Source organism: Microbispora sp. H10949, assembly GCF_014161435.1.
GTDB classification, from domain to species: domain Bacteria; phylum Actinomycetota; class Actinomycetes; order Streptosporangiales; family Streptosporangiaceae; genus Microbispora; species Microbispora triticiradicis.
Genome location: NZ_JABBWZ010000004.1, coordinates 475855 through 490610 on the forward strand (window position 1 = coordinate 475855; position 14756 = coordinate 490610).

At 70.2% G+C, this 14756-nt stretch carries 11 protein-coding genes; 3 read left to right on the plus strand and 8 right to left on the minus strand.

What is annotated here, in order from left to right:
- Positions 1-103: 103 nt before the first annotated feature.
- Positions 104-1534 (plus strand): sensor histidine kinase, encoded by a 1431-nt coding sequence (locus HHX40_RS12485; RefSeq protein ID WP_182880689.1) that lies wholly within the window; start codon positions 104-106, stop codon positions 1532-1534.
- A 61-nt stretch (positions 1535-1595) separates the two neighbouring features.
- Positions 1596-2279 carry a response regulator gene (locus tag HHX40_RS12490; protein WP_117410593.1) on the plus strand — a complete coding sequence of 228 codons (684 nt, stop codon included), beginning with the start codon at positions 1596-1598 and terminating at the stop codon, positions 2277-2279.
- 243 nt (positions 2280-2522) lie between these two features.
- Here HHX40_RS12490 and HHX40_RS12495 read toward each other — a convergent pair whose 3' ends face one another.
- The 8 genes from HHX40_RS12495 to metH form a co-directional block, all read right to left on the minus strand.
- Entirely contained in the window at positions 2523-3611 is a 1089-nt protein-coding gene (locus HHX40_RS12495; RefSeq protein WP_182880690.1) for an ABC transporter ATP-binding protein, read from the minus strand.
- Complete coding sequence (locus HHX40_RS12500; protein WP_182880691.1) at positions 3608-4633, minus strand: ABC transporter ATP-binding protein; 1026 nt, start codon at positions 4631-4633, stop codon at positions 3608-3610. The genes HHX40_RS12495 and HHX40_RS12500 overlap by 4 nt, the downstream gene beginning before the upstream one ends.
- Positions 4630-5646, minus strand: coding sequence for an ABC transporter permease (locus HHX40_RS12505; RefSeq protein WP_182874582.1), 1017 nt, complete (start codon positions 5644-5646; stop codon positions 4630-4632). Before HHX40_RS12505 ends, HHX40_RS12500 begins: the two co-directional genes overlap by 4 nt.
- 73 nt (positions 5647-5719) lie before the next feature.
- Positions 5720-7480, minus strand: coding sequence for an ABC transporter substrate-binding protein (locus HHX40_RS12510; RefSeq protein WP_182880692.1), 1761 nt, complete (start codon positions 7478-7480; stop codon positions 5720-5722).
- A gap of 44 nt (positions 7481-7524) precedes the next feature.
- Entirely contained in the window at positions 7525-8490 is a 966-nt protein-coding gene (locus HHX40_RS12515; protein WP_182880848.1) for an ABC transporter permease, read from the minus strand.
- Between the two features lie 393 nt (positions 8491-8883).
- Positions 8884-9363, minus strand: a complete 480-nt coding sequence (locus HHX40_RS12520; protein WP_182880693.1) for a cellulose synthase — start codon at positions 9361-9363, stop codon at positions 8884-8886.
- Positions 9364-9437: 74 nt separating this feature from the next.
- The gene (locus tag HHX40_RS12525; RefSeq protein ID WP_117410598.1) at positions 9438-10079 is read right to left on the minus strand and encodes an HAD family hydrolase; all 642 of its coding nucleotides are present in this window, start codon (positions 10077-10079) and stop codon (positions 9438-9440) included.
- A gap of 112 nt (positions 10080-10191) precedes the next feature.
- Entirely contained in the window at positions 10192-13656 is a 3465-nt protein-coding gene (metH, locus tag HHX40_RS12530; RefSeq protein WP_182880694.1) for a methionine synthase, read from the minus strand.
- A gap of 218 nt (positions 13657-13874) precedes the next feature.
- Here metH and HHX40_RS12535 point away from each other — a divergent pair, with 218 nt between their 5' ends.
- Complete coding sequence (locus HHX40_RS12535) at positions 13875-14729, plus strand: PAC2 family protein (protein ID WP_117410600.1); 855 nt, start codon at positions 13875-13877, stop codon at positions 14727-14729.
- The last annotated feature ends 27 nt before the right edge of the window (positions 14730-14756 follow it).

A 14756-nucleotide genomic window follows, 5' to 3' on the forward strand; every position in this document is an offset into this window, starting at 1 on the left:
GTCCCACGCTCGGCGGGCCAGTGCGCGCATCCTCCGTACGGAGGATGCGGGATTTCCCTCCCGGGCAGGGTGGACACGCGCGGGGACGGCCTAAGTTTGGTACGTGCGCACCACCCCCGGCAGTACGCGATCCTGGCTTCGGGCTCATCCCCTGGTCTTCGACGCGATCCTCGCGGTGGTGCTGACGACCGCGTCCCTGTGGTGGATCGCCTCGGCCGGCCCCGAGGAGGGGGCCGGCTGGCTGCGGTCCGCGACGCCCCGTCCGGCGGACGCGTTGAACCTGGTCCTGGCGGCGGCCTGCACGCTGCCCGTGGCGCTGCGGCGTAGCCGGCCCCTCGTCCTGCTCGTGGCCACCTGCGTCCCGCAGGCGGCGCTCGACACACTCCACTACGACCCCGGTCTCAGCGAGTTCGGCGGGCTCGTGCTGCTCTACTCCGTGGCCGCCTACCGGGGACTGGCGCTGAGCCTGGCCGCCCTCGTCGTCTCCTTCTCCTCCTACGTCGCCAGCGCCGTCAGCGGGGTCATCACCCCGTCCTGGACCGACCACGTCGTCGTGACCGCCGTCCTGCTGCTGTGCTGGGTGTGCGGCCGGGCGTTGCGGTTGCGCCGCGCCTACCTCGACGAACTGGTCCAGCGGGCGCACCGGCTGGAGCGGGCGCGGGACGCCGACACGCGGGCCGCCCGGGCCGAGGAACGCTCCCGGATCGCCCGCGAGCTGCACGACGTGGTGGCCCACCACGTGAGCGTGATGACCGTGCAGGCCGCCGCGGCGCGCCGGATGCTCGACACCAAGCCGGACGTCGCCCGCGACGCCCTCACCGCCATCGAGGAGATGGGCCGTACGGCGATGGCGGAGATGCGCAACATCGTCGGCGTGCTGCGCACCGACGGCCCGGCCGAGCGCGGGCCGCAGCCGGGCATGCAGGACCTGCCGGCGCTGGTCGAGCAGATGCGCGAGGCGGGCCTGCGCACGCAGTTGCGCATCGAGGGCGACCGGCCCGGCCTGCCGCCCGGGGTCGACCTCGCGGCCTACCGCCTCGTGCAGGAGGCGCTCACCAACAGCCTGCGGCACGCCGGGCCCGCGGCCCGCGCGTGGGTCACCGTACGGCACGAGGGGAACGAGCTGACCCTCCAGGTCGAGGACGACGGGCGGGGCGCGGCCGAGGAATCGGTGCGTATCGGTGGCAAAGGTCACGGGCTCGTCGGCATCCGCGAGCGTGTGGCCCTCTATGGTGGAGTCCTGCGGATCGGACCCCGCGTCGGGGGCGGGTTCGAGGTCCGCGCCCGCTTCCCGTTGAAGGACAGCCCCCTGAAGGACAGGCCCGTCAGGGTCGGCTCCGGCAGGGACGGCTCCGGCAAGGGCGGTCCGGGCAGGGAGCTTCCCCTCAGGCACGTCGCCCCCGGCGACGACACGACCGAGCACGCCCACGAACACGGCACGACCGGGCACGACGCCCACGAACACGGCACGACCGGGCACGAGCGCGCCACGAACCATCCCCTCAAGCACGGCCCCCTCAAGGACACGACATGACGATCAGGGTGTTCTCCCCCGCGCGGCGGCGGGTCGCCGCGACGCCCAGGACGGACGGATCATGACGATCCGGGTGTTGCTGGTCGACGACCAGCCGCTGCTGCGCACCGGATTCCGGTTCATCCTCGAAGCGGAGGCCGACGTCACCGTCGTGGGCGAGGCCGGCGACGGCGCGACGGCGATGGAGCAGTCCCGCGCCCTGCTGCCCGACGTGGTGCTCATGGACGTCCGCATGCCCGGCACCGACGGCATCGAGGCCACCCGCCGCATCGTGCGCGAGGCCGCGCCCACCGCCCACGTGCCGAAGGTGCTCGTGCTGACCACGTTCGACCTGGACGAGTACATCGTCGAGGCGCTGCGCGCGGGCGCGAGCGGGTTCCTGCTCAAGGACGTGCCCCCGGACGACCTGGTGCAGGCGATCCGGGTGGTGGCGGCCGGCGACGCCATCGTGGCGCCGAGCGTCACCCGGCGGCTGCTGGACCGGTTCGCCGCCCGGCTGCCCTCCGCGCACCAGCAGGCCACCCCCGCGCGGCTCGACCGGCTCACCGAACGCGAGCTGGAGGTCCTGCGCCTCATCGCCAAGGGCATGTCGAACGCGGAGATCGCCGCCACGCTGGTGGTCAGCGAGACGACCGTCAAGACCCACGTGGGGAACGTGCTGACCAAGCTCGGCCTGCGTGACCGGGTGCAGGCGGTCGTGCTCGCCTACGAGACCGGGCTGATCATCCCCGGCGCCTTCTCCTGAGCCTCACCGCGGGCGGGCGCACTCTCCTCCTCGGGGAGTAGCGAAGCCCGCCGGATCCTCCTGTGGGCGCAGGCGCGGGCCGTACGCGCGGCCGATGCCCGGCCGGGCCCGCCCCGGGTACCGTCGGAGACAGGGCGTGGCCGTGGGGGCGCGGAACACGCCCCGCCGGTACGGCTCCCGGGGACCGTCTGGGGGGAAGGACGGAGGGAGCCGTACCGGCGGAGGACGCCGCGCGCCGGTCACTCAGGCGAGGGCGCCGCCCTCGGGGGCGGGGGCGGCCTCGGCCGGGACCGCGCCCGTGGAGACCGTGCCTCCAAGGACGCCCTCCGAGACGCCTCCCGGGGAGCCGGCGACGTTCTCGGGGAAGTGGCAGGCCACCTGGTGGCCGGGGGCGAGCGTCTCCAGCGGCGGCTCGACCGTCCGGCAGACCTCCTGCGCCTTCCAGCAGCGGGTGTGGAACCGGCAGGCGGGCGGCGGGTTCAGCGGCGAGGGCACGTCGCCCTGCAGCCGGATCCGCTCCCGGCCCGCGCGCCGCTTCGGGTCCGGGATCGGGACCGCCGACAGCAGCGCGTTGGTGTACGGATGCATGGGCGATTCGTACAGGCCCTTGCGGTCGGCGATCTCGACGATCTTGCCGAGGTACATCACCGCGACGCGGTCGCTGATGTGCCGCACCACCGACAGGTCGTGCGCGATCACGACGTAGGTCAGGTCGAGCTCCCCCTGCAGGTCTTCCAGCAGGTTGACGACCTGGGCCTGGATCGACACGTCGAGCGCGGAGACCGGCTCGTCCGCGATGATCAGCTTGGGCTTCAGCGCGAGCGTCCTGGCGATCCCGATGCGCTGCCGCTGACCGCCGGAGAACTCGTGCGGATAGCGGTTGTAGTGCTCGGGGTTCAGGCCGACGAGCTCCAGGATCTCCTGGACCGCCTTCTTCGTGCCCTGCTCGGTCTTGATCCCCTGGATCCGGAACGGCGCGCCGACGATGGCGCCGACCGTGTGGCGGGGGTTGAGCGAGCTGTAGGGGTCCTGGAAGATCATCTGCACGTCCCGGCGGAGCGGACGCAGCCGCCCCTGGGACATGTGCGTGACGTCGTGCCCCTCGAAGACGATCTTCCCGCCGGTGGGCTCGATCAGCCTCGTGATGAGGCGTCCGGTGGTGGTCTTGCCGCATCCCGACTCGCCGACCAGGCCGAGGGTCTCCCCCTTCCTGACGTCGAAGCTGATGCCGTCGACGGCCCTGACCGCGCCGACCTGCCGCTGGAGCAGGCCCTTGGTGACCGGGAAGTGCTTCTCCAGCCCCTGTACGGACAGCAAGGGCTCCTCGTTCACGAAGCCTCCAGGTTGGGCTTGACTTCTTTCTGCCAGATGGCGCGCCTGCGATCGGCCGGCAGGTGGCAGCGCACCAGGTGGCCGCCCTCGCTCTCCAGCAGTTCGGGGACCTCCACCTTGGCCAGGCCGCCCGTACGCTCCTCGAACACGCAGCGCGGGTGGAACGCGCAACCGGACGGCACGTTGATCAGCGACGGCGGCGAGCCCTTGATCGGCAGCAGCCGCTCGGTCGGCTCGCGGTCCAGCCGCGGCATCGAGCCGAGCAGGCCCCACGTGTAGGGGTGCTCGGGCCGCTCGAAGATGTCCTCGGAGGTGCCGTACTCCACGCACTTGCCGCCGTACATCACGAGGATGTCGTCGGACAGCTCGGCGACCACGCCGAGGTCGTGGGTGATGATGATCAGCGCGGCGTCGAAGTCGCGCTGCAGGTCGCGCATGAGGTCGAGGATCTGCGCCTGCACGGTCACGTCGAGCGCGGTCGTCGGCTCGTCGGCGATCAGCAGCTCGGGGTCGCAGCTGAGCGCCATCGCGATCATCGCGCGCTGCCGCATCCCGCCGGAGAACTCGTGGGGGTAGCTGTCCACCCGCCGGTCCGGCTGCGGGATGCCGACCCGGCCCAGCATGTCGACCGCGTGCTTGCGCGCGACCTTCTTGCTGACGTCGTTGTGGATGCGGTAGGCCTCGATGATCTGGCTACCGACCGTGTAGAACGGGTGCATCGCCGACAGCGGGTCCTGGAAGATCATCGCCATCTTCTTGCCGCGGAGCCTCCGCACGTGCTCCTGGCTCGCGCCGACGAGCTCCTCGCCGTCCAGCCAGATCTCGCCCGAGATGCGGGCCCGGCCGCCCTTGTGCAGGCCGAGGATGCCGAGGCTGGTGACGCTCTTGCCCGACCCGGACTCTCCGACGATGCCGAGGGTCCTGCCCCGCTCCAGCGAGAACGACAGCCCGTCGACCGACTTGACCAGGCCGTCGTCGGTCGGGAAGTGGATCCGCAGGTCCTTCAGTTCCAGGAAGCTCATCCCAGCCTCACCCTCGGGTCCACGACGGCGTACAGGAGGTCGACGATCAGGTTGGCGAGCACCACGAACAGGGTGACCAGCAGCACGACGCCCATGATCTTGGGCAGGTCGTTGGACTGGATCGCCTGGACGGCGTACTTGCCGAGCCCGGGGAGGGAGAACGTGCTCTCGGTCAGCACCGCGCCGCCGAGCAGCAGCCCGAGGTCCAGGCCGAAGATCGTCAGGATGGGGGTGAGCGCGCCGCGCAGGCCGTGCTTCACGATGACCTTCGACTCCGGCAGGCCCTTCGCGCGGGCCGTGCGGATGTAGTCCTCCCCCATCGTCTCCAGCATGCCCGCCCGGGTCAGCCGGGCGTAGCTCGCCGCGTAGAGGAAGGCCAGCGTGATCCACGGCAGGATGAGGTCGTACGCCCACTCACCGGGGTTCTCGGTGATGGCCGTGTAGCTGCCGCCCGGCGCCGTGATGCCGAACCGGTAGCTGAAGAACACCAGGCAGATGATGCCGGTGAAGAAGATCGGCAGGGAGACCCCGGCCAGGGCCACGCCCATCGCGGCCCGGTCGAAGAAGCTGCCCCTGCGCAGCGCGGACACCACGCCCGTGGCGACGCCCGCGATCAGCCAGATGATCGACGCTCCGATGGCGAGCGACACGGTGACGGGCAGCCGGTCCAGCAGTTCGGGCCACACGGGCGTCTTGGTGATGAACGAGTAGCCGAGGCAGGGAGCCGGGCAGTGCTCGACGCTCGCCCCGGTGTCGTATTCGGCGCCCAGGACGATTCCCTTGACCCATCTGCCGTACTGCACCACCAGCGGATCGTTGAAACCGAGCTTGTCCGCGATGGCCGCCACCGTCTCCGCCGAGGCGCCCTTGCTGCCGACGTAGCGGCTCGCGAAGTCGATCGTCGTGACGCCCGCCAGACGCGGGATCACGAAGAAGATGGAGAAGGTGACGATGCTCACCACGACGAGCATCAGCACCGCGGCGATGAGCCGCCGGATGATATATGAGACCACTGTTCCCCCGGCTCCGGGAGGCCGGCCGGTCGCCCGGCCGGACCCCCTTGCGCCTTGCCTCGTCGCCTAACGGTTACTCGACACCCATGTTCAGGTAGTCGTACATGTCCCAGGCGCCCGAGACGAACACGTTCGTCAGGCCCTTGCCCCGCAGAAGCAGGCCCTTCGACCACACCTCCGGCAGGACGTAGGCGCCCTCCATGACCTTCTGGTCGATCTGGCCCCAGATCGCGTCGCTCTTAGTCTTGTCCTGCTCGCTGTTGGCCTGGTCGATGAGGCCGTCGATCTCGTCGCTGCGCACGCTCAGGTTGTAGTTGCCCGCCGCGCGGACGACCCGGCTGTCGACGATCTGCGACATGAAGCCGAAGCCCGTGTTCCAGTCGGCCGACCAGCCGTTGGTGGCGAGGCCGATGTTGTTGGCCTTGGTGTAGGCCGGCTTGCCGGCGTAGCTGGAGAAGTACTCGCTGGTGGGGAAGCCCTTCAGGGTCAGCTTGATGCCGACCTTGGCGAGCGCCTGCTGCAGCGACTCGGCCGCCGCCTGCTCCTTCGGACGGTCCGAGCGGAACGTCATCACGGTCTCGAAGCCGTCGGGCTTGCCGCAGGCCTGCAGCGCCGCCTTGGCCTTCTCGACGTCGCCCGTGGCGGTCGGGTACAGGTCGAGCTTCTTCCAGCCGCCGATCGACGGCGGCATCAGGCCGGTCGCGATCTCGCCGGCGAGCTGGCCGCCGTAGGCGTTCTGCAGGCCGACCCGGTCGGCGCCGTAGATGATCGCCTTGCGGCAGTCGACGTTGTCCAGCGGCGGGTTGTCGCCGAGGATCGAGATGTACCAGGTCCGGGAGCCGGTCGGGTTGTCGGTCCGGTTCTTGAGCTGCGGGTCGGCCTGGATCGTGCCGACCGCCGCGGCCTGGACGCCGGTGCCGGCCAGGTCGACGTGCAGGTCGCCGGCGACGATCCGGTTGTCAAGGTCGTTCGCCTCGACACCGAGCGAGACCTCGTAGCGATCCGGCAGCGCCTTGCGGATCGGGTCGGTGGCCTGGTCCCAGTTCGGGTTGCGGACGAGGGTGTACTGCTTGCCCTCCTCGACCTTCTCGAACATGTACGGACCCGACGCGACCGGGTGCTGGCGGTACTTGATGCCGGTGTCCTTGTCCTTGGGCACAGGCACGGTGGCGGGCAGCGCGGCGAAGTTGTCGAAGCCGGAGAAGGCCTTCTTGAGGTGGAAGACGATCGTCTGGTCGTCCGGCGTCTCGATGGCGGAGTCGGTGTTGACGTCCGGCGTCTTGTAGACGCTCTTGAAGTCCTTCGGCAGGTCCAGCCAGTCGTTGAAGTACGTCGGGCCGTTGACGAAGGTGTCCTTGTCGAGCTGGCGCAGCACGGCGTACTTCACGTCCTTGGACGTGATGGGGGTGCCGTCCTCGAACTTGACGCCCTGCCGGAGCTTGTAGGTCCAGGTCTTGCCGTCGTCGGACGACTTGCCGAGGCTCTCCGCCAGGTCGGGGACCAGCTCGCGGCCGCCCTGCCCGGGGGCCGGCTTGTACGTCACCAGCGGGCGGCCGTAGATGCGCGAGAAGTTCCACGACAGACCGTAGTAGGTGTCACCGGGGTCGATGGAGTCCCACGCCTCGGTGATGGCCATCTTGAGCGTCCCCCCCTTCTTGTCGGAGGGGTTCACCACGCTTTCCAGACCGGCGTTGGCCTGCGCCTCCTGGCTGCCCGCCGCCGAACCGGAGTCGTTCTTGGTCTCTCCGCCGCCGCCACCGCCGCACGCGGAAAGGCCCAGGGAGAGAGCGACACCCGCGGCCAGGAAGGCCGGTGTGGCGTATCTCTTCTTCATGTGTATTGCACCCCTTGTAGGTAGGAGCCGGGGAACCGGAGGGATCAGCGGGACGACTTGGGATCGAGCGCGTCGCGGAGACCGTCGCCGAAGAGGTTGAAGGCGAGCACCGTGATGAAGATCGCCATGCCGGGGAAGAACATGAAGTGCGGGACCGTGTAGTACTTCACGGCCGCCGACAGCATGCCGCCCCAGGTCGCGGTGGGCGGCTGGATGCCCACGCCGAGGAACGACAGCGCCGCCTCGAACAGCACGTTCGTCGGGATCAGCAGCGTCGCGTAGATGAGGATCGGCGCGATCAGATTCGGAAGAACCTCGCGGAAGAGGATATAGGGCCCACGTGCCCCCAGGCTTCGCGCGGCGTCCACGAACTCGCGCTCGCGCAGCGACAGCGTCTGGCCTCGGATGATCCGCCCGATGTACGGCCAGTTGAAGAAGCCGATGACGAAGATCAGCAGCAGGACGCGGAGCGTGTCGCCCTTCACCGCGAGCTGGGTCTCGAACTGGCCGAGCACGCCGACCAGCGAGAGCGCGAAGACCAGCAGGGGGAAGGCGAGGAAGATGTCCATCGCCCGGCTGATCAGGGTGTCCACCCAGCCGCCGAAGTAGCCGGCCACGATCCCCATGACCGTCCCGATCACGACCGACAGGAGCGTGGCGAAGAAGGCCACGAGCAGCGAGATCCGGGCGCCGTAGACGACCCGGCTGAACAGGTCGCGCCCGTTGACCGGCTCGACGCCGAACAGGAAGTCCTTGCCGATGCCACTGCCGCCCTTGGGCTGCATGGTCAGGGTGTCGATCATCTCCTGGTGGAACTCGTTCGGCGGATGGCCGAACCAGCCCACGAGCAGCGGCGCGAAGATCGCGACCAGGATCAGGAGGACCACGACGAGGCCGCCGGAGATGGCCACCTTGTCGCGCTTGAGCCGCATCCAGGCGATCTGGCCGAGCGAGCGGCCCTGGATGGGGGCGCCGCCGGCCTTGGCGACGGCCTCCGGCTCCGCGCGCATCTCCTCACCGGAGACGTCGAGAGGGGCGCTCACCGGGCCCCTCCGGTGGCCGCTGTACTGCGGGCGGCGCACTCAGAAGAGCCGGAGTGCGGCACTGAGGCGGAGGAGCGAAGTTCGCTCATGACCTTGCTTCGCGCGGCCATTTGGTGTACGGCCCCCTGGGTCCCAGACGACATTGTCCAGCGGGGCCCGCTGTCGACGGCGCCCCGCAAACGGACAATGTATGCGTTGAGCTGGGATGACCAGTCCCCAGAGCAGGCCTGTGGCCCAACTGTGATTTACCAGAAACTTATTCGTGTTGATCTTGAAAGGATTGTCGGAGTCCCGTTTCGATTGTGTCGTGGAACTGTAACATTGCACCCACGGGTAACTTGGTCCCACGATGTGGGATGTTCAGCCGATCCCGCGCCGCTTCAGGATGTCCTCGATGTCGGAGAAATCGTCCGCCGCGGGCTGTTCGACCTGACGTGGTGCCGCCTTCGTGGTTTGCGCCTTCTTGGGCGTTTCAGCCTTCGGTGCGGCCGGTGTCGTCTCGGCGGGGCCGGGGCGGGCCGTACGGGCCCGGGAGAGCGAGCGGCCGCGCATCGCGCCGGACACGACGAACAGCACCGCCGACAGGCCCGCCACGGCCACACCGGCCCACGCGAGCGGCGACAGCACCAGGCCGGTCACGAAGCTCACGGCGGCCGTGCCGATGTTCCACAGCGTGGCCTGCGCGCCGGTGAGATAGGCGGCCAGCGGCAGCAGGGACCACGCGGCGGCCCGCAGACCCGCGGCCGCTCCCCTGCGGCGGAAGGCCAGATAGGTGAGCACGAGGCCCACCGCGGTCAGGCCGCCGCACACCGGCAGCCAGGCGATGTCGTTGTAAGTCATGGCGGGGCCCCTTCGTCACGTACCTCCATCCTGGCATCCGCGACGCGATCATGTGGGGCCCGCGCCACCCCGATTCAGCGGACGAGTGCCCGGAGAAAATCCACGTCCACGTCGAGCAGCGACGGCATGACGACCCGCCCGGGCGCCTGCGCGATCGGCAGCACGCCCGGCACGGCGACGACCCGGCAGCCCGCCGCCGTCGCCGACGCCACGCCGTTCGGCGAGTCCTCCAGCGCGACGCACCGCCCCGGGTCGACCGACAGCAGGCCCGCCGCCGTGAGGTACGGCTCCGGGTGGGGCTTGGTGCAGGTGACGTCGTCGGCCGTCACGATCACTTCGAAGTGCTCCCGGCCCACGGCCTTCAGCACGGCGTCGGCGATGATCCGCAGCGACGACGTGACGAGCGCGGTGCGCACCCCGTGGTCGGCGAGCCCGCGCAGCAGGTCGAGGGCGCCCGGCATCGGCGTCACGTCGGCCGACAGCCTGCTCTCCATACCGTCGATCAGCCATTGCCCCACCAGCATGGGATCGACGTCCGCCCGCGTCAGCTCCAGCATGTATCTGACGGTGCGGTCCCAGGAGCCGCCCACGAGCTGCTCCTGGTGCTCCGGGCCCCAGGTGCCGCCGAGGCGGGTGACCACCTCGGTCTCGACCTCGAACCACACCCCTTCGGTGTCGACGAGCAGCCCGTCCATGTCGAACAGCACGGCGTCCACGTGGCCCCTTTCCCCCGGGTCACCCCCGATGAGGGGGGACTGACATGGTACGGGGGCCGCGTGGGCGCGACGACGGCCGGTCGGACGTTGCGGCGCCCGTCCGGGTGCCCGGTCAGACGTTGAAGTACTTCGCTTCGGGATGGTGGACGACCAGGGCGGAGGTGGCCTGCTCCGGGTGGAGCTGGAACTCCTCCGACAGCGTCACGCCGATACGCGCGGGGTCGAGCAGCTCCATGACCTGCACCTGGTCCTCCAGGTTGGGGCAGGCCGGGTAGCCGAAGGAGTAGCGGCAGCCGGTGATGTTCACCTTGAGCATGTCGGCCAGCGACTCGTCGCCGCCGATGCCCAGCTCCGACCGCACCCGCGCGTGCCAGTATTCGGCCAGCGCCTCGGTGAGCTGCACCGACAGGCCGTGGAGCTCCAGGTATTCGCGGTAGGCGTCCTTCGCGAACAGCTCGGCCGCGGCCGCGCTGACGCGGTTGCCCATCGTGACGACCTGGAGGCCGACGACGTCCACCTCCCCCGACTCGCGGGAGCGGAAGAAGTCGGCCAGGCACAGGTGGCGGTCGCGGCGCTGACGCGGGAAGGTGAAGCGGGTGCGCTCCTTGCCGTCCTCGTCGAGGATGATCAGGTTGTCGCCCTCGCTCACGCAGGGGAAGTAGCCGTAGGCGACCGCCGCCTCCAGCAGGTTCTCCGTCTGCAGGCGCTCCAGCCACATCCGCAGCCGGGGCCGGCCCTCCGTCTCGACCAGTTCCTCGTACGACGGGCCGTCGCCGCCCCTGGCGGCCTTCAGGCCCCACTGGCCCATGAACGTCGCCCGCTCGTCGAGGAACGCGGCGTAGTCGGCCAGCGGGATGCCCTTCACCACCCGGTCGCCGAGGAACGGCGGGACAGGCACGGGAACGTCCGCCGCGACGTCGGAGCGGGCCGGGACGTCCTCCTCCGCGGTCCGCGTCAGCACCGCCCCGGTCTTCACCCGGCGCGCGCGCAGCGGCGGCAGCGACGCGCCGTCCTCCCCGCGCTTGACCGCCATGAAGGCGTCCATCAGGCGCAGGCCCTCGAACGCGTCGCGGGCGTAGCGGACCTCGCCCCGGTACACGTCGGCCAGGTCCTGCTCGACGTACGCCCTGGTCAGCGCGGCGCCGCCGAGGAGAACCGGGAACTTTCCGGCAAGACCCCGGGAGTTCAGCTCCTCGAGGTTCTCCTTCATCACGACGGTGGACTTCACCAGCAGCCCGGACATGCCGATCACGTCGGCCCGGTGCTCCTCGGCGGCCTCCAGGATCGCCGACACCGGCTGCTTGATGCCGAGGTTCACCACGTCGTAGCCGTTGTTGGACAGGATGATGTCGACGAGGTTCTTGCCGATGTCGTGCACGTCGCCCTTCACCGTGGCGAGCACGATGCGGCCCTTGGTGCTGCCCTCGACCTTCTCCATGTGCGGTTCGAGGTAGGCCACGGCCGTCTTCATCACCTCGGCCGACTGGAGCACGAACGGCAGCTGCATCTCGCCGGAGCCGAACAGCTCGCCGACGACCTTCATGCCGTCGAGCAGCACGTCGTTGATGATCTCCAGCGCGGGCCGCTGGGCGAGGGCCTCGTCGAGGTCGGCCTCCAGGCCCTTGCGCTCGCCGTCGATGATGCGCCGCTTGAGCCGCTCCCAGAGCGGCAGCCCGGCCAGCTCGGCCGCCTTCCCGGCCTTCATCGACGCCGCGTCCACGCCCTCGTACAGCTCCATGAACCGCTGCAGCGGGTCGTAGCCCTCGCGCCTGCGGTCGTACACCAGGTCGAGCGCGACCTGGCGCTGCTCGTCCGGGATCCGGTTCATGGGCAGGATCTTGGAGGCGTGCACGATCGCGGAGTCCAGCCCCGCGTTGACGCACTCGTTCAGGAACACCGAGTTCAGCACGATGCGCGCGGCCGGGTTGAGACCGAACGACACGTTGGAGACGCCGAGCGTGGTCTGCACGGTCGGATAACGGCGCTTGAGCTCGCGGATCGCCTCGATCGTCTCGATGCCGTCGCGCCGGGTCTCCTCCTGGCCGGTGGCGATCGGGAACGTCAGGCAGTCGACGATGATGTCCTCGACCCGCATGCCCCAGTTGTGCACCAGGTCCTCGATGAGGCGGGCGGCGATCCGCACCTTCCACTCGGCGGTGCGGGCCTGACCCTCCTCGTCGATGGTCAGCGCGACCACGGCCGCGCCGTGCTCCCGCACCAGGCGCATGACCTTCTGGAACCGCGAGTCGGGGCCGTCGCCGTCCTCGTAGTTCACCGAGTTGATCACGGCCCGGCCGCCGAGCATCTCCAGGCCCGCCTCCAGCACGGCCGGCTCGGTCGAGTCGAGCACGATCGGCAGCGTCGAGGCGGTGGCGAAGCGGAACGCCAGTTCCTTCATGTCGGCGACGCCGTCGCGGCCGACGTAGTCGACGCACAGGTCCAGCAGGTGCGCGCCGTCGCGGGCCTGCGCCCGGGCGATCTCGACGCACTCCTCGTAGTTGCCCGCCAGCATCGCCTCGCGGAACGCCTTGGAGCCGTTGGCGTTGGTCCGCTCGCCGATGGCCAGATACGACGTGTCCTGCCGGAACGGCACGTGCTGGTACAGCGAGGCCGCGCCGGCCTCGGGACGGGGGCGCCGCTCGCCGCGGGCGCGCCCGCCGACCCGCTCGACCACCTGGCGCAGGTGCTCGGGGGTCGTGCCGCAGCAACCGCCCACGAGGGCGAGCCCGTAGTCGCGGGTGAAGTTCTCGTGCGCGTCCGCCAGCTCGCCCGGGCTCAGCGGGTAGTAGGCGCCGTCGGACGTGAGCTGCGGCAGCCCGGCGTTGGGCATGCACGAGAGCGGCACGCGGGCGTGCCTGGCCAGGTAGCGCAGGTGCTCGCTCATCTCGGCGGGGCCGGTGGCGCAGTTGAGCCCGATCAGGTCGACGCCGAGCGGCTCGATCGCGGTCAGCGCGGCGCCGATCTCGGAGCCGAGCAGCATCGCGCCGTTGGTCTCGATGGTGACCTGGGTGATGATCGGAACGTCCCGCCCGGCGGCCTCGACGGCCCGCTTCGCGCCGACGACGGCCGCCCGGACCTGGAGCAGGTCCTGGCAGGTCTCGATGATCAGGGCGTCGGCCCCGCCGGCGATCAGGCCGGCGGCGTTGTCCCGGTAGGCGTCGCGCAGCGTCTCGTACGGCAGGTGGCCGAGCGTGGGGAGCTTCGTGCCGGGACCCATCGAGCCGAGGACGAACCGGGGCCGGTCCGGCGTCGACCAGTGGTCGGCCCGCTCCCTGGCGAGGCGCGCGCCGGCCTCGGACAGTTCGAAGATGCGGTCTTCGATGCCGTACTCGCCAAGGGCCGCACGGTTGGCGTTGAAGGTGTTGGTCTCGACGCAGTCGACCCCCACCTCCAGGTAGGCGTCGTGGACGGCCCGCACGATGTCGGGACGGCTCACGTTGAGCACGTCGTTGCAGCCCTCGTGGCCCTGGAAGTCGTCAAGGGTGGGGTCGTAGGACTGCAGCATCGTCCCCATGGCCCCGTCGGCGATCAGAACTCGCTCGGACAGCACGGTACGGAAGGACGGTCTGCTGGTCATGGAGAAAGACTATCGGCCCGCCGGGCGGATCACCGATTCCGCGCACCGAAAGGAGAGGACCGGTGGAGAAGGGGCGGGCCTTTCCGCACCCTCTGACATCGCCGCAGGTCGGGGCCGCGCCACGGGCGGGTGCGCCCGGCGAAGGTGACGGGCGGGGCCCCTCACCGAATAGTCTTGGAGTGAGCCATACTGCATAGGGCCAGTGAGGGAGGCGGCGCGTGATCGAGTTCGAAGGGCTCCCCGAGCTCGTCGACCCGGTGCTGATCGCCGCGTTCGAGGGGTGGAACGACGCCGGCGAGGCCTCCAGCGGCGTGCTCGCGCACCTCGAGGCCGAGTGGAAGGCCACGCCACTCGTGGAGCTGGACCCCGAGGACTACTACGACTTCCAGGTGACGCGGCCGGTGATCGAGCTCGGCGACGGCCTCACCCGCTCCGTCGTCTGGCCGACCACCCGGCTGCTGCTGGCCCGCCCGCCGGGCGCCAAGCGCGACGTGGTGCTGCTGCGCGGCATCGAGCCCAACATGCGGTGGCGCTCGTTCTGCGCGGAGCTCGTGGGGCTCTGCCACGACCTCGGGGTCGAGCTGGCGATCCTGCTCGGCGCGCTGCTCAACGACTCGCCGCACACCCGCCCGGTGCCGATCACCGGCTCCGTGAGCGACCTCGGCCTGGCCCGCGCGCTCAACCTGGAGCTGAACAAGTACGAGGGCCCGACCGGCATCGTCGGCGTGCTCCAGCACACCCTGGGCACGGCCGGGCTGGAGACCGTGTCCCTGTGGGCGTCGGTCCCCCACTACGTCGCCCAGCCGCCCAACCCCAAGGCGACGCTGGCGCTGCTGCGCCGCATTGAAGACATGCTCGACATCCCCATGCCGTACGGCGACCTGGCCGAGGAGGCGCGGGCCTGGGAGCACGGCGTGGACGAGCTCGCCGCGCAGGACACCGAGGTCGCCGAGTACGTCAAGGAGCTGGAGGAGCGCAAGGACGCCGCCGAGCTCCCCGAGGCCAGTGGCGACGCGATCGCCGCCGAGTTCGAGCGCTACCTGCGCCGCCGCGACCGCGGCACCGACCGCTGATCCGGCGGCGTCAGGCGCCCGCGTCGA

Excerpts from the sequence above, each read along its gene's own strand:
- HHX40_RS12490 (WP_117410593.1), top strand. The coding sequence starts at position 1,596 with ATGACGATCCGGGTGTTGCTGGTCGACGACCAGCCGCTGCTGCGCACC.
- HHX40_RS12500 (WP_182880691.1), bottom strand. The coding sequence starts at position 4,633 with ATGAGCTTCCTGGAACTGAAGGACCTGCGGATCCACTTCCCGACCGAC.
- HHX40_RS12510 (WP_182880692.1), bottom strand. The coding sequence starts at position 7,480 with ATGAAGAAGAGATACGCCACACCGGCCTTCCTGGCCGCGGGTGTCGCT.
- HHX40_RS12515 (WP_182880848.1), bottom strand. The coding sequence starts at position 8,490 with ATGCGCGCGGAGCCGGAGGCCGTCGCCAAGGCCGGCGGCGCCCCCATC.
- HHX40_RS12520 (WP_182880693.1), bottom strand. The coding sequence starts at position 9,363 with ATGACTTACAACGACATCGCCTGGCTGCCGGTGTGCGGCGGCCTGACC.
- metH (WP_182880694.1), bottom strand. The coding sequence starts at position 13,656 with ATGACCAGCAGACCGTCCTTCCGTACCGTGCTGTCCGAGCGAGTTCTG.